This is a genomic window from Roseovarius litoreus, from assembly GCF_900142765.1.
In the GTDB taxonomy this organism is placed as follows: Bacteria; Pseudomonadota; Alphaproteobacteria; order Rhodobacterales; family Rhodobacteraceae; genus Roseovarius; species Roseovarius litoreus.
On sequence record NZ_FRCB01000004.1, the window covers coordinates 147,187 to 166,008 of the forward strand.

The 18,822-nt window shown below is 62.9% G+C and carries 16 protein-coding genes and 1 riboswitch; of the genes, 3 read left to right on the top strand and 13 right to left on the bottom strand.

Annotated features, from left to right (window positions below; all coding sequences use genetic code 11):
• Positions 1 to 37 precede the first annotated feature (37 nt).
• On the top strand, positions 38 to 757 hold the full coding sequence (locus F3H35_RS09345; protein ID WP_149779353.1) for a Bax inhibitor-1/YccA family protein: 720 nt from the start codon (positions 38 to 40) through the stop codon (positions 755 to 757).
• Between the two features lie 85 nt (positions 758 to 842).
• Here F3H35_RS09345 and F3H35_RS09350 read toward each other — a convergent pair whose 3' ends face one another.
• From F3H35_RS09350 to F3H35_RS09380, 7 genes are all read right to left on the bottom strand, one after another.
• Positions 843 to 1,343, bottom strand: a complete 501-nt coding sequence (locus F3H35_RS09350) for a GNAT family N-acetyltransferase (RefSeq protein ID WP_149779354.1) — start codon at positions 1,341 to 1,343, stop codon at positions 843 to 845.
• A 108-nt stretch (positions 1,344 to 1,451) separates the two neighbouring features.
• Positions 1,452 to 1,619 (bottom strand): 50S ribosomal protein L33, encoded by a 168-nt coding sequence (gene rpmG / locus F3H35_RS09355; protein WP_007814563.1) that lies wholly within the window; start codon positions 1,617 to 1,619, stop codon positions 1,452 to 1,454.
• Positions 1,620 to 1,724: 105 nt separating this feature from the next.
• Positions 1,725 to 2,333, bottom strand: coding sequence for a cell wall hydrolase (locus F3H35_RS09360; protein ID WP_149779355.1), 609 nt, complete (start codon positions 2,331 to 2,333; stop codon positions 1,725 to 1,727).
• Between the two features lie 167 nt (positions 2,334 to 2,500).
• Complete coding sequence (locus F3H35_RS09365) at positions 2,501 to 5,041, bottom strand: putative PEP-binding protein (RefSeq protein ID WP_149779356.1); 2,541 nt, start codon at positions 5,039 to 5,041, stop codon at positions 2,501 to 2,503.
• Between the two features lie 262 nt (positions 5,042 to 5,303).
• Positions 5,304 to 7,559 (bottom strand): glycine--tRNA ligase subunit beta, encoded by a 2,256-nt coding sequence (gene glyS / locus F3H35_RS09370; RefSeq protein ID WP_149779357.1) that lies wholly within the window; start codon positions 7,557 to 7,559, stop codon positions 5,304 to 5,306.
• Positions 7,560 to 7,564: 5 nt separating this feature from the next.
• Positions 7,565 to 8,089, bottom strand: a complete 525-nt coding sequence (locus tag F3H35_RS09375; protein WP_149779358.1) for a DUF6446 family protein — start codon at positions 8,087 to 8,089, stop codon at positions 7,565 to 7,567.
• Positions 8,089 to 9,018, bottom strand: coding sequence for a glycine--tRNA ligase subunit alpha (locus F3H35_RS09380; protein ID WP_149779359.1), 930 nt, complete (start codon positions 9,016 to 9,018; stop codon positions 8,089 to 8,091). The genes F3H35_RS09375 and F3H35_RS09380 overlap by 1 nt, the downstream gene beginning before the upstream one ends.
• Before the next feature lie 165 nt (positions 9,019 to 9,183).
• On the opposite strand from F3H35_RS09380, the gene F3H35_RS09385 reads away from it, so the two are divergent.
• Complete coding sequence (locus F3H35_RS09385) at positions 9,184 to 10,938, top strand: serine protease (protein WP_149779360.1); 1,755 nt, start codon at positions 9,184 to 9,186, stop codon at positions 10,936 to 10,938.
• Positions 10,939 to 10,985: 47 nt separating this feature from the next.
• On the opposite strand, the gene F3H35_RS09390 is transcribed toward F3H35_RS09385, so the two are convergent.
• The 6 genes from F3H35_RS09390 to metZ all read right to left on the bottom strand — a co-directional run bounded on the left by F3H35_RS09390 (position 10,986) and on the right by metZ (position 17,521).
• A complete protein-coding gene (locus F3H35_RS09390; RefSeq protein ID WP_149779361.1) occupies positions 10,986 to 12,572 on the bottom strand; it encodes a 5-guanidino-2-oxopentanoate decarboxylase in 1,587 nt (528 codons plus the stop codon).
• The gene (locus F3H35_RS09395) at positions 12,572 to 14,020 is read right to left on the bottom strand and encodes a TrkH family potassium uptake protein (RefSeq protein WP_149779584.1); all 1,449 of its coding nucleotides are present in this window, start codon (positions 14,018 to 14,020) and stop codon (positions 12,572 to 12,574) included. Before F3H35_RS09395 ends, F3H35_RS09390 begins: the two co-directional genes overlap by 1 nt.
• 97 nt (positions 14,021 to 14,117) lie before the next feature.
• Entirely contained in the window at positions 14,118 to 14,345 is a 228-nt protein-coding gene (locus tag F3H35_RS09400; protein WP_149779362.1) for a DUF1127 domain-containing protein, read from the bottom strand.
• Between the two features lie 112 nt (positions 14,346 to 14,457).
• Positions 14,458 to 14,931 (bottom strand): hypothetical protein, encoded by a 474-nt coding sequence (locus F3H35_RS09405; protein ID WP_149779363.1) that lies wholly within the window; start codon positions 14,929 to 14,931, stop codon positions 14,458 to 14,460.
• Between the two features lie 200 nt (positions 14,932 to 15,131).
• Positions 15,132 to 16,232 (bottom strand): GTP cyclohydrolase FolE2, encoded by a 1,101-nt coding sequence (gene folE2 / locus F3H35_RS09410; RefSeq protein ID WP_149779364.1) that lies wholly within the window; start codon positions 16,230 to 16,232, stop codon positions 15,132 to 15,134.
• Positions 16,233 to 16,327: 95 nt separating this feature from the next.
• Positions 16,328 to 17,521, bottom strand: coding sequence for an O-succinylhomoserine sulfhydrylase (metZ, locus tag F3H35_RS09415; RefSeq protein ID WP_149779365.1), 1,194 nt, complete (start codon positions 17,519 to 17,521; stop codon positions 16,328 to 16,330).
• A 61-nt stretch (positions 17,522 to 17,582) separates the two neighbouring features.
• Positions 17,583 to 17,661, bottom strand: a riboswitch (SAM riboswitch).
• Between the two features lie 115 nt (positions 17,662 to 17,776).
• Between metZ and F3H35_RS09420 the strand changes: the two genes are divergently transcribed.
• Entirely contained in the window at positions 17,777 to 18,751 is a 975-nt protein-coding gene (locus F3H35_RS09420; RefSeq protein WP_149779366.1) for an alpha/beta hydrolase, read from the top strand.
• Positions 18,752 to 18,822: the final 71 nt, after the last annotated feature.

Sequence of the window (18,822 nt, forward strand, 5' to 3'; positions counted from 1 at the left end):
TAAAAATGGGGCTTGGGGTTCAATATCGGAGGCTTTGATGGCTCAGTTTGAAACAATCCGGACGGCGGCAGGCGCCCGTACCGCCCAGATTGATGCGGGGCTTCGTGCCCACATGAACAAGGTCTACGGCACGATGTCCGTAGGCATGCTGCTGACCTTCGCCGCGGCTTGGGCCGTCGGCACGAATGCAGCCCTGTTCGAAACACTGTTTACCGGCATCACGCGCTGGATCGTGATGTTCGCGCCGCTGATCATGGTCTTCGCCTTCAGTGCGATGATCAACAAACTGTCCGCGGCGGCGGCACAACTGTTCTTCTACACCTTCGCAGCCGTGATGGGTGTGTCGATCAGCTATATCTTCGTGGTCTTCACCGACTACTCGATCGCTCAGGTGTTCCTGATCACCGCCATCGCGTTCGCGGGGCTGTCGCTCTGGGGCTACACCACCAAGAAGGACATCTCCGGCTGGGGTAGCTTCCTGATCATGGGCGTGATCGGCCTGATCGTGGCGTCGATCGTCAATATCTTCCTTGGCTCGCCCGCGATCATGTTCGCGATCTCGGCCATCGGTGTTCTGATCTTCGCAGGCCTCACCGCCTATGACACGCAGGACATCAAGAACGAGTATCTCGCTCACGCCCATCACGGCGACAGCGAGTGGATGGGCAAGTCGGCCATCATGGGCGCGCTGCGCCTTTACCTGGACTTCATCAACATGTTCATCATGTTGCTGAGCCTGTTCGGCCAGCGCGAGTAATCCTCGCCGCGACACGACACAACAAGGGCCGGTCCATGCGACCGGCCCTTTTTTTTGTGCCATCGCGACCCCGCGCCTGCCACCCTCATCCCTGCCAGCACATCTGCATCGCAGGCAGGCTCACGCCCGGCCCCAGATGCAACAGCACATCCCCCTGCGCCTGCATCCCCATCGCGGCAAAGAACGGCACCGCTCCTTGTGTCGAAAGACATGATAGCCGCGTGACCTGCGCCGCCTGTGCCGTCCCTACGATCCAGCCGAAGATGGCCCGCCCCACACCGCTGCGCAGCGCCTTGGGGTGAACCGCCAGATGACGCACATGGCCCAGCCCGTCCACACCGGGCCGCCCGAACGGGGTTTCCCGGCTCCAGCCGCCCATGCCCACCACATGCCCTTGCCGCCGCGCCAGCACGTAATGCGCCCCCCGCAGCAGCCTCGGCACCGGCTCGCACATCACCGGCAGCGCCTTGCCCACCAGCTCGACAGGGTGATCCCGCGCCAGAAGCTGGCCATAGCTGCAACGCAGCAGTTCCAATATCTCGTCGGGGTCGGCCTCATCGGCGGGGCTCAGGTCGATCGTACACATGGCAGGGATCCTCGGGAAATATCACCCCACCGCCCCTGCGCACCCCCCGGAATCAAGAAAGCCGCGCTTGAGCGGCGCGGCTTTCGTCTTGTCACGGAAAAGGCGATCTTACTTGATCTTGCCTTCCTTGTACTCGACATGCTTGCGCACCACCGGGTCATACTTACGTACGACCATCTTTTCGGTCATGGTGCGCGCATTCTTCTTGGTCACGTAGAAATGGCCCGTGCCCGCGGTCGAGTTCAGACGGATCTTGATGGTCGTCGGCTTCGCCATTGTGCTGTCTCCTGCGCCGGGTGCGCGTGGCACCCGAGAAATTCGTCATGAAGCCTGCCTTTTACAGGCGCTCACGTCCTAGTCAACCGGTTTTTCCCGCATCCCTCAGTTGGAACTCAACCGCGTCGGCATCCGGTAGAAATGATGCACGCCGATCGTCGCCGTGCGCGGGAAGACACGCGCCCAACGCGGGTTCACCGCCTGCGTGTGATAATGCGTCGCCCCATCGGTCAACTGCCGCGGTGCGCCATCCAGCGTCAGCCGCGCCACCTTGGCCACCTGCCGGAACGCGGCCGGGTTGGCGATCACCTCTTCATGGCCATCGCAGGTATAGGTGAACTGGCAGGCATATTTCCGCCCGGTGCCCTGATGAACCACACCGCAGACCGTGTTCGGAAACTCCGCACTGTCCACCCGGTTCAGAATCACCTCCGCCACCGCGAACTGACCCTTCACGCTTTCGCCGCGCGCCTCGAAATAAAGCGCCTCCGCCAGACAGCGCCACTGATCGCCACCCTGGCTCACCTGCTGCGTCGACAGCCACTCCTTAGAATACTCCAGATCCGCCTCCGGACGCTGCAGATAGCTGGCCTTGATCTCACCCGAGATCCGCCCCAGCGCCGCGCGCTCCTGCTCGAAAAGCCGCTTCACAGGCGTATCGGCCATCGCCGTGCTGCCCATCAATAACGACAGCATCACAATCATTCTGATCATGGCATAATCCCCCATCGCGATGCATGAGCACCGCAAAACATCTGCGCCATGTAGTCAAAATTGCCCCACGCGTCCAGTCCGCGACAGGATCGCTCCAATTGCGACGAAATTTTCGGTGCCTGCAGACCCGCCCGACCGCGCGAATATTGCGCTCAACGGGCGATCGCCTACCCTATCTTGTCTTTCACCACCAGTTGTGCGGCAGCAAGTCGCGCCACCGGAACCCGGAAAGGTGAGCATGAAACATAGTCGAATCCCGCCGCCCGGCAGAATGCGATTGATTCGGGATTGCCCCCGTGCTCGCCGCAGATCGACAACACAAGGTTGGGCTTGACCGCGCGTCCGCGCTCGGCACCCATCCGCAACAACTCGCCCACACCGTCCACATCCAGCGTATGGAACGGGTCTTCGGGATAGACGCCCTGCTTCACATAGGTCGACATGAACCGCCCCGCATCGTCCCGGCTCAGACCATAGGTCATCTGCGTGAGGTCATTCGTCCCGAAACTCAGGAACGACACATGCGGCGCGATCTCGTTGGCGCGCAGGGCTGCGCGCGGCGTCTCGACCATGACACCCAGACGATAGGTGAAATCGCGCCCCGTCTCGTTGCGCACCGCAGCGGCCACCGCATCCACACGGGTCTTGACCAGCTCCACCTCGCGCCGCGCCGACACGAGCGGGATCATGATCTCGGGCACAACGGCGTCACCTTCGCGGCTGGCCTCGACCGTGGCCTCGAAGATCGCGCGCGCCTGCATGTCGTAAATCTCCGGCACGGTAATACCCAGCCGCACGCCACGCATGCCCAGCATCGGGTTGTACTCGCCCAGCGCCTCGACCCGGCGTGTCACATCCGACAAGGGCAGATCCAGCGCCTCGGCCAGTTCCAGCAAACCGCTGCGATCGGTGGGCAAAAACTCGTGGAGCGGCGGGTCGAACAACCGGATGCACACGGGCTGGCCCTGCATGATGCGGAACAGATCGATGAAATCGGCCCGCTGCATCGGCAACAGCCGGTCCAGCGCCGCCGCCCGGTCGCGGCTCGAATCCGCAAAGATCATCTCGCGCATCACCGTCAGCCGGTCGGCCTCGAAGAACATGTGCTCGGTCCGGCACAGCCCGATCCCCTGCGCCCGGAAATTCCGGGCCGCCTCGGCATCGGCGGGCGTGTCGGCATTGGCCCGCACCGCGATATCGCGCACCGCATCGGCCCACTCCATCAGCGTCTGGAACGACTCGTCCCTCGCCGCCTCCAGCAAGGGCGCCGCCCCGGCCAGAACCTCTCCATTGGTGCCGTCGATGGTGATCGTGTCCCCCTTGCGCAGCACCCGCCCATCGCGCAGCGTCAGCGTCTTGCGGGACGTGTCGAACCCGATCTCCGACGCACCCACGACACAAGGCAGGCCAATGCCCCGCCCGATCACAGCCGCATGGCTGGTCATGCCGCCGCGCTCCGTCAGAACGGCAACCGCCGCATGCATCCCGCGAATATCCTCGGGACTGGTTTCGCGCCGCACCAGAACGCAAGGCTCGTCTCGCGCGGCATGGGCCTGTGCGGCCTCGGCGGTGAACACGATCTTGCCGGTCGCGGCACCGGGGCTCGCTGCCACACCGCGCGCCAGCACGTCGCGCGGCGCTTCGGGATCGACCTGCCGGTGCAACAATTCATTGAGCGCGCGCGGCTCGATCCGCATCAACGCCTCCTCGCGCGAGATGATGCCATCATCGGCCAGCGTCACCGCGATCGCCACCGCCGCGCGGGCATTGCGCGCCACCCTCACACCGTCCAGAACATAGACCTCACCATTTTCGATGGTGAACTCCACCTGCATTTCTTCGCGCAGCTTGACGCGCATCAGCTCGGTATACCCCCTGAGCTTGGCAAAGGCCTCCGGCGCCACCTCCTCCAGTGACGGACCGCGCGGATCGCGCATCAGGAACATCGCGTCCGACCCCGCGCGCAGCGCGTCCCGGCCCTGGCTCTGGCTCATGTAGCGCCCGGTAATCCGCCGTGCCCCCGTCGCACTGTCCACAAGCTGCATCACCCCCGAGCCGGACTCGCCCTGCCCCAACCCAAAGGCCATCTCCTGCACCACAAGGCCCAGCCCCGCATCCGCCGGCGCACCCTTGGCCTGCCGCAGCAAGCGCGCGGTCGTCCCCTCCCAGGCCCGTGCCATCGAGCGCAGCACCTCGGCCAGTTGCACACTCGTCTCTTGCGGAAAATCCTCTTCGGTCTCGTTCTCATAGGCGTGCAGCGCCTGCCCCAGACCCACCACCGGATCCGAATCCACGTCGTCGAAAATATCCGGGTCCAGCCGCGCCACATGCGTCGAATAGGCCTGCACGAAGCGCAGGTACAATTCCGACGCCGCCTCCTTGCCCAGCCGGTCGCTCAATTCCACGAACTTGGCGTCGTTCATCCCGATATTCAGCACCGCCCCCGGCCCGCCCCAGTCGGGGTCTTCCGACGACGGGCGCACACAGAGCAACGCCTCCGCGCTGAACGGCGCGATCAGCGCCTCCAGATCGGGCATATCCCCGGCGGCGATGCCATGCACCGCATCGAAGGACAGCGCGATGGTGCGCGGCACCGGCAGATCAAGCCGCACGAGTCTCTGAAGACATTTCGCGCGCCCGCCATGGGTTTGCGCCGCCATCGGAGCGGTCGGTGTGATCAGGGTGATATTCGGATCGTCTTGCTGCACTGCGGCACCTTGATTGCGTTGGCGCAGAATACGCGCGATGTGCCCCTTGGCAAGAGCAAGCGCACCCCTGCCCCCGGATTAGACGCCCGGGCTGCGCGCCCCTGTTTGCGGCCCGGAATATGCGACTTGTGTACAAGATGGACACAATTTGCAGGTATCCGACCCCGGATCGTCCCAAACGCGCGTAGGTTTCGTACCAATCCTACACAAAACCCATGCCCGGCCCCTTTTTTTGGCGGTCCGGGCCATCGGGGGGCGAACTTCAGCCTTCCAGCTTGGTCAGGTCCGCCGCCTGCAAACAGATATCCCGTATCTTTCCAAGCAGATTCAAACGGTTACGCCGCACCACCTGATTGTCGGTATTGACCTGCACCGCATCGAAAAACGCATCGATCGGTCCGCGCAGCGCCGCCATCGCCGCCATGGCGCCCACGAAGTCCTCAACGGCATTCGCCTTGGCGATCTCACCCTCGGCCTTGGCCAGAGCGGCAAAAAGGTCTTTTTCTTCAGACACTTCCGCGTATTTCGGGTCCGCTCCGAACGAATATTCGACGCCGTCTTTCTCTTCGGCCTGACTCAAGATGTTGTTGGCCCTCTTGAAGCCCTGCACAAGATTTACCCCGTCCTCGGTCTCCAGCACGTCTCCCAACGCCTTGGCCCGTGCCACGATCAGCGCCAGGTCATCGCCGCCATCCAGCATCAGGCACGCATCGATCACGTCATGCCTAAGCCCCTGATCTCTCAGGTAAACTTTCAGCCGGTCATGGAAGAATGCCAGCAAATCCGTGCTCAGATCCGGCACCACATCGCCCACAATGCGCAGAAGGCTGCCCTCCTCCGTCTCCGGCGCATTCTCTTTTTCCTGCAGCCGATCCATCACCGCCCGGAACGCCGCCCCGAAGACTCCGTGGTCCGCAATCTCGTCCAGAACCTCTTCCAGCGTGTCGATTTCGTCGTCGCTGGCTTTGGCGTGATTGAGGCTTATCTTGTGTCTGAGAAGCTGCGCATCAATATATCTGTCCAGTTTCAGCCGGAAACCGCCATCCAGAATGATCCGGATCACCCCAAGCGCCGCCCTGCGCAGCGCGAAGGGATCCTTCGATCCGGTGGGTTTTTCGTCGATCGCCCAGAACCCCGTCAGCGTATCCAGCTTGTCCGCCAACGCCACCGCCACCGACACCGGCGCCACCGGCACCGCGTCCGACGGCCCAAGCGGGCGGTAGTGTTCCTCGCAGGCTGCCGCCACATCATCCGGCAGGCCCGCCGCCTCGGCATAGTAGCGGCCCATAAGCCCTTGTAATTCCGGGAATTCATAGACCATTTCCGAACTCAGATCGGCCTTGGCCACCCGCGCCGCCTGCTCCGCGCGCCCGGCATCCGCCCCCACATCGGCGGCAATGTCCCGCGCCAGCGCCGCGATCCTGCGGATACGCGCGGCCTGCGTTCCCAGCTGTCGCTCGAATGTCACGTTCGACAGTTGCTCGATCCATTCCTCCATGCCCGCATGCGCGATACGAAGGTCGTTTTCCCAGAAAAACTTGGCATCCGACAGCCGCGCCGCCAGCACCTTCTGGTTCCCGGCAAGGATCGTGGCGCCATGATCCGCGCTTTCGATATTGGCCACGGTGATGAACCGCTCGATCCTTCCAGTCGCCGGATTGCGCACCGAAAAGAACTTCTGATGTTCCTTCATCGAGGTTTGCAGCACCTCGGCCGGCAGGCCCAGAAAATCCTCGTCGATCTGGCCCATCAACACGACCGGCCATTCGACAAGCCCGGCAACCTCGGACAGAAGCCCTTGATCTTCCACAACTTCCAGCCCTGCAGCAAAGGCCTGACTGGTGGCGTCGTGCCAGATGTGATCGGCGCGCTGCTGCGCATCCAGGATCACATGATCGCGCTTGAGCTTGGCCTCGTAATCCTCGAAAGACGAAACCGCGAAGCGTCCCCCACCCATGAACCGATGCCCTTCGGTGGTGTTGCCGGCCCTGATCCCGTCGATCTCCAGATCGACGATCCGGGCCTCGCCCGCATCATCGGTCAGGATGCACAGGATGGACTGCAGCGGACGCACCCACCGCAGGCTGCCAGAGCCCCACCGCATCGCCTTGGGCCATGGAAAATTCCGCACGACATGATCCAGCACCTCGGCCACGATCGCCTCGGCGGGTCGGCCCGGCCGCGTGATCTTGGCGTAAAACACCTGACCCTTCTTTTCGTCACGAATTTCAAGCTCTTCGCGGGTGACACCTGCGCCGCGCAAGAACCCCTCGATGGCCTTTTCGGGCGCATCTGCCCGTGGCCCCTTGCGCTCTTCGGTGACCGTGGGGCTTGCCGCCAGCAGCCCTTCCACCGCCAGCGTCAGCCGCCGGGGCGTCGCAAAGGTCTGCGCACCGGCATAGGTCAGACCGGCCTCGACCAGCCCATCGGTCATGCGCGCCCTGAGGTCCGCCGCCGCCCGCGCCTGCATGCGCGCCGGGATTTCCTCGGAGAAGAGTTCGATCAGAAGATCAGGCATATCGGTCAATTCCGGTTCGGGGGTTCGGGACAGTCTTCGGGGGTCGGCAGGCCATCAAACACGACCTTGCCGCAGCGGTTGATCTGGTGCCAGACATAGCCGCGCCCGTCATCGGTCACGGCGACGATGCGGTCGATACCGTATTCGATATCCTTCTGGCCCATGAAGGCCAGTGCCGACCCGTCCTTGAGCCCGGTTGCGATATCATCGGCATCGAAGCAATCGAACCAGCCCGGCGCCTTGAGCGGCACGGGCTTGTCGTAGGGCATGTAGGTGTCGGCCAGCACATCCAACCCAAGCGAGGTGGCGAAACAGGCGCGATACCGGATCGGCGAGCTTTCCGAGTCGATCGCCTGAAAATCGGCATAGGGGATCGGCTCCGCCTGCTCCGAGGTCAGCCGCGTCAGCTGCACATCCTGCCGTCCATCCGGAACCACCTCGTCATAATAGGCGTAGACCTGAAGATAATAGAGCCCGCCACCGGCCAATATCGCCGATCCGAGGATCAAAGCTGCGAGGAATTTACCCATTACGCCACAAATCCCCCTGCCTCGGTCGTGACGAACGCATCGGCACATTTCTTCGCCAGCGCCCGCACGCGCCCGATATAGGCCTGCCGCTCGGTGACCGAGATCACCCCGCGCGCATCCAGCAGGTTGAACACGTGGCTGGCCTTGATGCATTGATCATACGCAGGATGCGCCATGATGATCCGTTGCCCGGTTTTCGGATCGACCTCGGGCTGCGACAGGATCGCCTCGCACTCGGCCTCGGCCTCTTCGAAGTGACGCAGCAGAACATCGGTATTGGCCACATCGAAATTCCAGCGGCTGTATTCCTGCTCGGTCTGGCGGAACACATCCCCATAGGTCAGCGGGATGGGCGCCTGCGGATCGTTATAGGGCATGTCCATCACGTGATCGACGCCCAGAACATACATCGCCAAACGCTCCAGCCCATAGGTCAGCTCGCCCGAGACCGGATGGCAATCATGGCCGCCGACCTGCTGGAAATAGGTGAACTGACTGACTTCCATGCCGTCGCACCACACTTCCCAGCCAAGCCCCCAGGCTCCAAGCGTCGGACTTTCCCAGTCATCCTCGACAAAGCGGATGTCATGCAGCGCCATGTTGATGCCGATCGCCTCGAGACTGCCGAGGTAGAGCGCCTGCAGGTTCGGCGGGCTGGGTTTGATAAGCACCTGATATTGGTAGTAATGCTGCAGGCGGTTGGGGTTCTCCCCATAACGTCCGTCCGTGGGCCGTCGCGACGGCTGCACATAGGCCGCAGCCCAAGGCTTGCTGCCAAGCGAACGCAAGGTGGTGGCGGGGTGGAACGTGCCGGCGCCGACCTCCATGTCATAAGGCTGCATCATCGCACAGCCCTGCGCCGCCCAATAGGCTTGCAGCCGAAGGATCACCTCCTGAAAACTGCGTGGCATGCCTGTCTGTTCCGCCATGGTCGCCTCCGGCTGGCCCCCTGAAATCGCCGTTCTTACCTACGGCCACGACACGGCAGGGTCAATTGCGGGAGGTGCCATTATTTTGGGTGCATGACGGCGCATTTTTGCTAAAAGACGGGACAACCGGGGCAAACCAGAACGGGACAGGACCAAGTGGCTTTGATGACGCGTTTTTTTTCGGTAATTTTATGTGTGATCGTGATGGCGGCGCCTGCTGCTCGCGCGCAACAGGGCGATGCGGTCTGGGTGCAGATCGAAGCGCAACCCAGCCTGTCCTCGGCCAACGACCGGATACGCGATTACAGCACCCAGCTTGATGACGTGCACGGCTTTTCCCTTGGCGCAGGCTGGTATGCCATCGCCCTTGGCCCCTATGCCCCCGAAGATGCCGACCGGATATTGCGCAGCCTTCGGGCTCAAGGGCTGATCCCGCGCGACAGCTATGTCGCGCGCAGTTCGGATTATCAGCAGCAGTTCTGGCCCATCGGAACCAACGCGCTTGATCGTCCCGCACTCGAGATCGTCGATCCGATCCTGTCGCAGAACACCTCCCTGGCACAGGACACCCCGATAGAGATACCACTCATCGAACCCGCCGACGAAACCCCTGCCGAAGCGCGCGCCAGCGAAAGCCTTTTGAGCCGCGATGAACGTGCCGCCCTGCAAGAGGCGCTGCGATGGGCCGGGTTCTACGCGGGTCCGATCGACGCGGCCTTCGGGCGCGGCACCCGTGCCTCCATGGCAGACTGGCAAGCGGCCAATGGCCATGATGAAACGGGCATCCTGACCACGCTTCAGCGCGCCGAATTGCTGGGCCAGTACAACGCCGTGCTCGATGGTCTTGGCCTTCAGATCGTGCGCGACGAGGCCGCCGGGATCGAGATCGAGATGCCCACCGCCCTAGTCGCCTTCGAACGCTACGAGCCGCCTTTCGTACATTACAACGCTCAGGGCGATATCGACGCGCGGGTGCTTCTCATCAGTCAGACCGGCACCGATGCCACGCTGGCCGGCCTTTACGACATCATGCAAACGCTTGAAATCGTGCCTGAAACCGGGCCACGGACCCTTGAAAGCGATGCCTTCACTCTGATCGGTGAGGGTGCGCTCACCATCTCCCACACGCAAGCCTGGCTCAAAGACGGCGAGATCAAGGGCTTCACCCTTGTCTGGCCCGCGGGCGACGAGGAGCGTCGCACCCGCCTTCTGGGGCGCATGCAGGAAAGTTTCACGCGCATCGACGGCGTTCTGGACCCGGCCGAGGGCAGCGACGCCATGCAGGGCATCGACCTTGTGTCGGGCCTGGAAATCCGCAAGCCGCGGCTCAATCGCTCGGGCTTTTACGTGGATCGCACTGGCGCGGTCCTGACCACCGCCGATGTGGTGGATGGCTGCCGCCGCATCACCATCGACGAGGATCACGAAGCCGAGGTGGCCCGCCGTGATGACAGCCTCGGGATCGCGCTTCTGCGGCCCCTGGACCGTCTGGCGCCCATGGCGGTCGCGGCCTTCCAGCAGGCGATCCCCCGGCTGCGGTCAGATGTCGCCGTGGCGGGATACTCCTATGGCGGTGTGCTCGGAGCGCCGACGCTGACCTTCGGACAGCTCGAGGAGCTGCAGGGCCTGAACGGCGAGGACAAGATCAAGCGTCTGTCGCTCCATGCCCTTGAGGGCGATGCCGGTGGCCCTGTGGTCGATGCGGGCGGCGCGGTTCTGGGGATGCTTATGCCACAAGGCTCAGGCGACCGCAGACTTCCAGATGGCGTGAGCTTCGCGGCGAATAACACTGTTCTGAAACAGCTTTTGCAGGACGCGGGCATCACGCCCTCGGCCACCTCCGAGATCGGCCAGATGGCGCCCGAGGCTTTGACCGATCGTGCCGCCGGCATGACCGTGCTGGTCAGTTGCTGGGATTGACCCGCTGACACGGTGTCCCGCGCCCGATAGGCGCGCGGGGCGCGGGCTCAGCCGCCAAGCAGATCGGGCGTGACCCGGATCAGGGTCGGGCCGCTGGCCGCAAAAGCCGCGTTCACAGCCTCGGTCAACGCGCCAAGGCTTTGCGGTTCCGCCGCACCCGCCCCGTAGGCGCGCGCAAGCGCGCAGAAATCGGGATTGCGCGCCACCACCGCATTGGGTGCGATCTGCGAGCGCACCATGCTGTCCTCGATCTCCTTGAGCTTGCCATTGTCCCACAAAAGGATCGGCAGCGGCAAACCCAGCTCCACCGCCACACCCAGTTCCGGCAGCGTGTACTGAAAGCCGTAATCCCCCGCCACGCACATCGTGGGCAGGCCAGGTCGGGCCACCGCGCCGCCGATCGCCGCGGGCAAGGCATAGCCCAACGTGCCGAAGCCGCTTGGATGATGCCACAGGCCCGGCGCCTCCAACTCCCAGATTTCATTGGCGTTATAGGCAAATTGCGTCATGTCGGAAAAGATCATCGTGTCTTTGGGCAAACAGGCGCGCAGCGTGTCACAGATCGCACCGATCCCCGGCAATTGCCCATCCACCTCGCGCCGCCACCGATCCCGTGCAGCATCTATTTCCGCCTGTGTCCAAAGCGATTGCACCGGCTCACCAAGCGCCGCGCACATCGCCTCGGCCACGGCCGCCGCATCGCCCGCAAGCGTGATATCGGCGCGCGACAGGTCCGAAAGAACCTCGGCGTCGATATCCACGCGGATCATCTTGCCCGTATGGCCCAGATGATCGCGCCACAGATCGACCTGACTGAGCTCGGTGCCAACGGCCAGAACCACATCCGCCTTGGCAATCTCGTCCGCCGAGCCGGGTCTGGCCAGGAAATTCCCGTAATGCAGCGGCGTTCCGGGGGTGAAAATGCCGCGTCCGGCATAGGTGGTGAAGGTGGCCGCCCCGGTCACCTCGCGCAGTTGGTTGAGCGCCGCTGCCGCCTCTGTCGCGCCGCCCCCTGCCACGATCAACGGGCGCCGTGCCGCGCGCAGAACCTCGACCGCCGCCGCCACATCCGGCGCGGTTGCGGGGCGTGCCGAAGGCCGCGCCGGCGCGGATGGCGCCGCCTCGGCCATGCCCTGCAACAGGCGGATCGGCACGGACAGATGCTTGGGCCGTGCCCGCCCCAAGGCGAACTCGGTCATCGCCCGGTCGATGAGATCATAGGCCGCCTGCGCCGTGAGCGCGGTTTCTGACCAGTCCGCGACCGTGCGCGCGGCCCCTTCCTGATCCTTCATCTGGTGCAATTGACCGCGCCGTGCCGCGGTTTCATCCAGACAGGAAGATATCACCAGCATCGGCACGCTGTCCGAATAAGCCTGCCCGATCGGCGTCATGATATTGCAAAGCCCCGGACCGGTGATCACATAGGCGATGCCCGGCTTGCCGCTGGCGCGAGCATAGCCATCCGCCATGAAGCCCGCACCCTGCTCGTGCCGCGCCAGAATATGCGTGATCCCGGCCTCTTCGATACCGCGATACATTTCCTGATTATGCACACCGGGAATCCCGAATATCGTCTCAACGCCACGGGATTTGAGCATGTGGCTGATCTGTGCGCCCAAAGGTCGGGAGGTCATCAGGTTCTCCAGAAATTGACGGTGAACATGACATAGACGGCCATGAGCTCCAACCGTCCGATAAGCATGGCAAATGTCAGGATCCATTTCGCCGCGTCGTTCAGCGGCGCAAAATTTCCGGCCGGTCCGATGATATCGCCCAGACCGGGGCCGACATTGGCCAGCGCCGTGGCAGCCCCCGAGACCGAGGTGATGAAATCCAACCCCGTCAGCCCAAGCGCCACCGCCACGACACCAAGCGTGACGATGAAGAATACGAAGAACGTCATCACCGAATTGAGGATGTCGTCACTGATCGAGCGCCCTTCGAACCGCGGGGTAAAGACCGCGTGGGGCGAATGAATGCGCCCCAGTTGCGCGTTCACCGAAGCAAAAAGGATCTGGTAGCGGAAAATCTTGATCGAACATGTCGTCGATCCCGCGCAGCCCCCGATCAGGCCGATGAAAAAGAACAGCGCGATCAGGAATGGACCCCATGTCATGTAATCCACACTGGCATAGCCCGTGCCGCTCATGATCGAGGTGATGTTGAACGCCGCCTCGCGCAGGGCCTGTTCGGGATGATGCGGAAAGATCGTCAGCAGCACCCCGGCGGTGACCACGGCAAGCAGCGCGATCGTCATCAGGAATGCCCGTACCTGGCTGTCGCGAAAAAGCGCCCGATGGTTCCCGTTCAGAAGCTGCACATACCGCACGAACGGCAAGGCCGCGAGGACCATGAAAAGGGTCGCCACCCATTCGGCGCTGCCTGAGAATGCCCCGAAGGAGGCGTCGTAATTCGCAAAGCCACCCGTGGAGACAGTGGTCAGCGCATGGACCGTCGCATCGAAGGCGCTCATACCCGTAGCCAGATAGGCCAGCGTACAGGCCAGCGTGAGCGCCACGTAGATCGTCGAAATGCTGGACGCGATCTGCGTGGCGCGCGGCAGGATCTTGCCCATCGTGTCGAAGGCCTCGGATCGAAAAAGCTGCATCCCCCCGATGCGCAGCTCTGGCAGGAAAACCATCGCCACCACGATGATACCGATCCCGCCCATCCATTGCAGGATGCCGCGCCACAGCAACAGCCCCTTGGGCAGCGTATCAAGGCCCGACAACACCGTGGAGCCCGTGGTGGTCAAACCCGACATCGCCTCGAAAATGGCATCAACGGCCCGCGCCTCGGTCTCGCCCAGCATGAAGGGCAGTGCACCGAACAGCGGCAGGAACACCCAGACCCCGGTTGTGAGCAAAAAGGTTTCCTGAACCGTCAGACTGTCCCTGACCCCGTTGCGGCACGCCAATGCCACCAACCCACCCACAAGCGTCGTGAGGATCGCACTTTCTGCGAAGACGGGCCAATGCCCGCGCCCTTCGGCGATATCAACGGCAAGCGGGAAAATCATGGCCAACCCCATGGCCACGACCACCAGTCCTATGACATATCCGACAGGCCGCACATCCAACATGAGGCGCACAGTTGGCCGCGCCCCATGTCGCTGTCAAGCGCGAACGGATGACCGCAACAGCCCGGCACGTCGCGCCGGGCCAAGGCGCATTTCGATCTTACCTGTAGAACAGATCGCCATAGACATGGCGCACGATATCGTCCCGGCGCAGACCTATGCGGGCCAGCTCGGCGTCGGACATCGCCTCGAGCGCCTCGATCTGGTTGCGGCGTGATGCCCGGTGGGCATGAGCCTCGAACCCAAGGGCAAGCGCCGTGCCGACGGTTTTGAGCCAGTCGCGCAGACGGGCGGGAGCATCAGAGATATTGGTTGTGAAGACGGCCATTTGGAAACCTCGCTCGGTTGCTTTCAGGTTTCCTCCCTGCTGTTCAAGCTAGGTCAGCAGTGTTGACTTTACCAACATCAATTTCTCAACCCGGCCTTGCACCGGTTGCAACTCATGCCTGACTGGTGTCACGGCCGTTCATGGCCACGCTGCGCGGTGCAGGCATCGCTGGCGGTTTGGACGGTGCGCGCGGGCGCTTTGGCGTGCTGGCGTCCGTCTGCGGCTCGACGGTCTTGGCCTTGGGCTGCGCCTGTCTCATCGGAACCACCTGTCCCTGTGCCGCCGGTGCTTTCGGCGCAGCGGGCTTTGGCTCGGACGGTACAGGCGTCGCCACGGACTTGGGCTCTGTCACTGCCGGCGCTGCAGATGTGGCAGCGGTCTTGCCCGTCACGGCCGCGGCCTTTTTCTCAACCGGCGCCTTGGTCACGGGACGGACATATGTCGCGCTCTTGCGCAACAGAAACGGATTGGCAATCAGCGCGGCCCGCCCGAACTCCTGTGCGACGCGCAGGTTGTTTTCCAAAAGATAGCCAGCCAGACGAAACCCGGCGGCTGAAAGCGTGAACGGTGTCATCACGTGTGTCATCGTGGTATCCCTTAGGCCTAGTGAACTGAAGAAGTCATGACTGGATTTTGTGTCGATACGATAACGCAAACCCGCCGCTCCGTGGCCCCTTGCACCAGTTACCGCCATGCCCTCCTCGCCTTCTGAGTGTAAAACGCGCAAAAGAAAACGCGGCGCCCAAGAATAGGGCACCGCGCGAACTCTGGTGATAGCAGGACCGCTCAGCCGACGTGGAAGAGCGAGCTGAACATCCTCGGATCGATGCTGTCCGAAGCAAAGGTCTCGCCCTCGGTCAGAACGCTGACGGCATCATGGCTGTGCAGGCTCTCCTGATGGCTGGCCACCACGCGGAAATCCCCGATCCGCGGATCCTTGAGCAACTGCTCACAGAACAGCCTTGCCGCATCCTCGACGAAAATCGGGTTGGCGGCGTTCAGCTCGGCAAAGGCCTGCTCGTCCTCGCGCTTCACCATCACCTGCGTTTCGGTGGGGACAGCGGCGCGGGCCATGTCGATCAGGTCTTCGAACCACAGGATCTGCGGCCCCTCGATCTCGATCGACAGGCGTGCAACCGAGCGTTGGGAATGCGGCGTCGCCAGCTGCCCGCGCGTCTGGCGCGCATGCTCGCTCAACTCCAGCGAGCAGGGGCATGTGGACGAATAGATGTAATCGAGATGCATGAACTTGCGGCGCACCCCGTCCTGCTCGACCAGTTCCATCGCGATGTCGTAATACTGATAGCCTTGGAGCCCCGAGCGCAGGGATGTCACCTTGGCCGGATAGGAAAACCGCATCTGAAGCCGTGCATCGATCGTGTCCAGATCGGTGATGTAATCATCCAGCGCCGCTTCCATCACCTCGAAGCTGAAGGTCTTTTCGGCATGACGATAGAAGCTGCGCATGATGCGCGACATGTTGATGCCCTTCTTGCCCGCCTCGAGGCTGACCGTGCCGGTCACACTGGTCTCGAGCGTCAGATCGCCGTTGTCGCGGGTGTGAAACTGGATCGGCAGGCGGAAATTCGAAATACCCACATGCTGCAACTGCTGGCGCGCGCCGCGAATGAGCGAGCTGGGGCCGTTCTGCAGATCCGGCAGAGACGCCTTGTAGGCATCGCTGACCTTGAACTCATCCGGATAATCGCGCGACAGATCCGGGTAGTTCGAAAGTGACCGGCCCGGCAAAAGCCGCGCGATAGCCGGGTCCAGATCGGCAACTTCCTCGGGGGTCGCTTGCGCAGCCCAGCTCCGCAGCCGCTCCAGCGCCGCTTTCGCCTCGTCCCGATCCGGCATGTCCGACAGTTCCCGCGTGTGAATATTCATTTCCGGCCCCCGATATTCAGCGCCCAGTGTATCTAAACACTGCCGCTAAGGATTTCCAATTTCGAAAGGAATTACGTCGGAAGCGACAGGACGGATCATTGTTTTTCGCCCGCAATGGTCAAAGCCCGAGAGATATCCGCAATCAGATCCTCGGGATCTTCGATACCCACCGACAGCCGCACCAGCCCCGGCGTGATGCCCAGCAGGACCTTTTGATCCGCCGGCAAGCGTTGATGCGTGGTTGTTGCAGGATGGGTGGCGATGGATTTGGCATCGCCCAGATTGTTCGAGATCACCACGATCCTCAGCGCATTGAGAAACCGGAACGCCGCCGCCTGCCCGCCTGCCAGCTCCAGCGCCACCACCGTACCACCCTTGCCCATCTGCCGCAGGACCAGATCATGCTGCGCATGGCTGGCATGACCCGGATAGATCACCCGCGACAATTCAGGCCGACCCTGCAGCGCATCGGTCAGCGCCAGCGCGGTCTGGGCCTGCGCATTGACCCGCAGGCTGATCGTCTCGAGCCCCTTGAGCATCACCCAGGCATTGAACGGGGACATCGAGCCGCCGGTATGCTTCATGTACGGCTCAACCGTGCCACGGATGAACTCGCGCGTCCCGAGGATCACACCGCCAAGCGCGCGCCCCTGCCCATCGATATGCTTGGTCGCCGAATAGATCACCACATCGGCCCCCTGCTCGATCGCACGGGAAAACACCGGCGTGGCAAAGACATTGTCCACGACGACCGTAGCGCCGACCGCATGGGCGATATCCGCCACCGCCGCGATATCCACCACTTCGAGCGTTGGATTGGCGATGCTTTCAAAGAACACCGCGCGGGTATCGCTGCGCACCGCTGCGCGCCACGCGTCCAGATCGGTGCCGTCAATGAAAGTCACCTCGACCCCGAAGCGCGTCAGCACCTCGTCCAGCACATAAAGGCACGACCCGAACAGCGCGCGTGCGGCCACCACGTGATCGCCCGCCCGCAGCATCGAGGTCAGCGCGCCGCTGACCGCCGCCATGCCGCTGGCGGTGGCAAAGGCATCCTCGGCCCCTTCCAAGCCGGCGATCCTGTCCTCGAACATCGCGACGGTCGGATTGCCATAGCGCCCATAGATGAATTCATCCGGCCCCGCCTGCAGGAACCGGGCCTCGGCGGCTTCGGCACTGTCATAAACGAACCCCTGCGTCAGAAAGATCGCCTCGCTGACTTCGCCATACTGGCTGCGGCGCGTCCCGCCATGCACCAGTTTCGTCCGCATGTTCCAATCATCACTCATCTTCGTCCTCCAGGGCGCTTGGCCCAAACAAAAAAACCCCCGTCGCGGTCAAGCGAAAGGGGGCTCCTTCATCCTGACCTCTTTAGCGGAGTTGTTTTACGTGGCCCGCAATCCGGTAACAAATCGCCACGGCGTCGCTTTAGACCCGGTCGCGTGATCCGTCAACACCGTCATCCAGCTTTCGCATGGCCGTCAAAAAACCTTTGTATGCATGCGGTAGCCCAAAACCACAACATGTAGTGGTGGCTCGTCGGCATGCCCTTTCTGCACATCAACTCTGGCCCCTCAGGTCCACGCCTGCACAAGACCGACACTGCAGTGCGCCCTGCGCTCGCCAAGGCGCTTGCAGCAGATAGCGGCCCGGTCATCATCATGACGCATGGCTACAAGTTCGCCCCCGGTCACGGCGATGACTGTCCCCACGAGCATATCCTGTCGCTATCCCCCCGCCCGCACCTGCGCAAACGGATAAGCTGGCCCCGTAAGTTGGGATTTGGCGCAGATCTGCCCGGCGAAGGTGTCGGCATAGCATTTGGCTGGTCCGGACGCGGCACGATCTGGCAGGCCTACCGGCAGGCCACTGCCGCGAGTGCGTCCCTCGCGTCCCTGATCGAGGATATCCACAGCCTTGCTCCCGGTCGCCCGGTGCATCTGATGGCGCATTCACTGGGCGCGCGGGTGATCCTGTCAGCGCTGAGGCGCCTGCCCGAAAACAGCGTAGGCCGCGTGATCCTGCTGTGCGGTGCGGAATATACAGGCCAAGCCGTGCGGTGCCTGAACACCGGAGCAGGGCGCACCGCAGAAGTGTTCAACATCACCAGTCGGGAAAACGACCTCTTTGATTTCCTGCTGGAACGGCTCATTGCAGCGCCACGCGCGGGCGACAGGTGCATCGGTGCAGGCCTGCCGGACCAGCCACGGGTGGTTACGGTGCAGCTTGACCATGCCGGGTCACTGGATGTGCTGGCGAGGGCAGGGTTCGACATTGCCCCACCCGCAGCGTCGATATGCCATTGGTCGTCCTATCTGAGACCGGGCGTTTTCGACCTCTATCATGCGCTCTTGCGCCACCCCGGATCGCTGCCTCTGGCACAACTTCGCGCCAAGCTGCCCGATCGGCCCGATCATCGCTGGTCACGGCTCTTGGCCCCCACGATCCGGGTCTATACCGGCCTGACCCGCGCGACGCACCCCTTGTTTCCAAGCCTCGAGACCCGCTCGCGGCCATGAGTGGATCAATCGTAATGCGCCTGCAGGGAGATCCTCAAGGCCAGCTTGACCCGTGCCGTGTAACACGCCAC

Bases quoted from the DNA above. Each gene is read 5' to 3' on its own strand.
- F3H35_RS09345 (WP_149779353.1), top strand. From the start codon at position 38: ATGGCTCAGTTTGAAACAATCCGGACGGCGGCAGGCGCCCGTACCGCC.
- F3H35_RS09350 (WP_149779354.1), bottom strand. From the start codon at position 1,343: ATGTGTACGATCGACCTGAGCCCCGCCGATGAGGCCGACCCCGACGAG.
- rpmG (WP_007814563.1), bottom strand. From the start codon at position 1,619: ATGGCGAAGCCGACGACCATCAAGATCCGTCTGAACTCGACCGCGGGC.
- F3H35_RS09360 (WP_149779355.1), bottom strand. From the start codon at position 2,333: ATGATCAGAATGATTGTGATGCTGTCGTTATTGATGGGCAGCACGGCG.
- glyS (WP_149779357.1), bottom strand. From the start codon at position 7,559: ATGCCTGATCTTCTGATCGAACTCTTCTCCGAGGAAATCCCGGCGCGC.
- F3H35_RS09375 (WP_149779358.1), bottom strand. From the start codon at position 8,089: ATGGGTAAATTCCTCGCAGCTTTGATCCTCGGATCGGCGATATTGGCC.
- F3H35_RS09380 (WP_149779359.1), bottom strand. From the start codon at position 9,018: ATGGCGGAACAGACAGGCATGCCACGCAGTTTTCAGGAGGTGATCCTT.
- F3H35_RS09385 (WP_149779360.1), top strand. From the start codon at position 9,184: ATGACGCGTTTTTTTTCGGTAATTTTATGTGTGATCGTGATGGCGGCG.
- F3H35_RS09390 (WP_149779361.1), bottom strand. From the start codon at position 12,572: ATGACCTCCCGACCTTTGGGCGCACAGATCAGCCACATGCTCAAATCC.
- F3H35_RS09395 (WP_149779584.1), bottom strand. From the start codon at position 14,020: ATGTTGGATGTGCGGCCTGTCGGATATGTCATAGGACTGGTGGTCGTG.
- F3H35_RS09400 (WP_149779362.1), bottom strand. From the start codon at position 14,345: ATGGCCGTCTTCACAACCAATATCTCTGATGCTCCCGCCCGTCTGCGC.
- F3H35_RS09405 (WP_149779363.1), bottom strand. From the start codon at position 14,931: ATGACACACGTGATGACACCGTTCACGCTTTCAGCCGCCGGGTTTCGT.
- folE2 (WP_149779364.1), bottom strand. From the start codon at position 16,232: ATGAATATTCACACGCGGGAACTGTCGGACATGCCGGATCGGGACGAG.
- metZ (WP_149779365.1), bottom strand. From the start codon at position 17,521: ATGAGTGATGATTGGAACATGCGGACGAAACTGGTGCATGGCGGGACG.
- F3H35_RS09420 (WP_149779366.1), top strand. From the start codon at position 17,777: ATGCCCTTTCTGCACATCAACTCTGGCCCCTCAGGTCCACGCCTGCAC.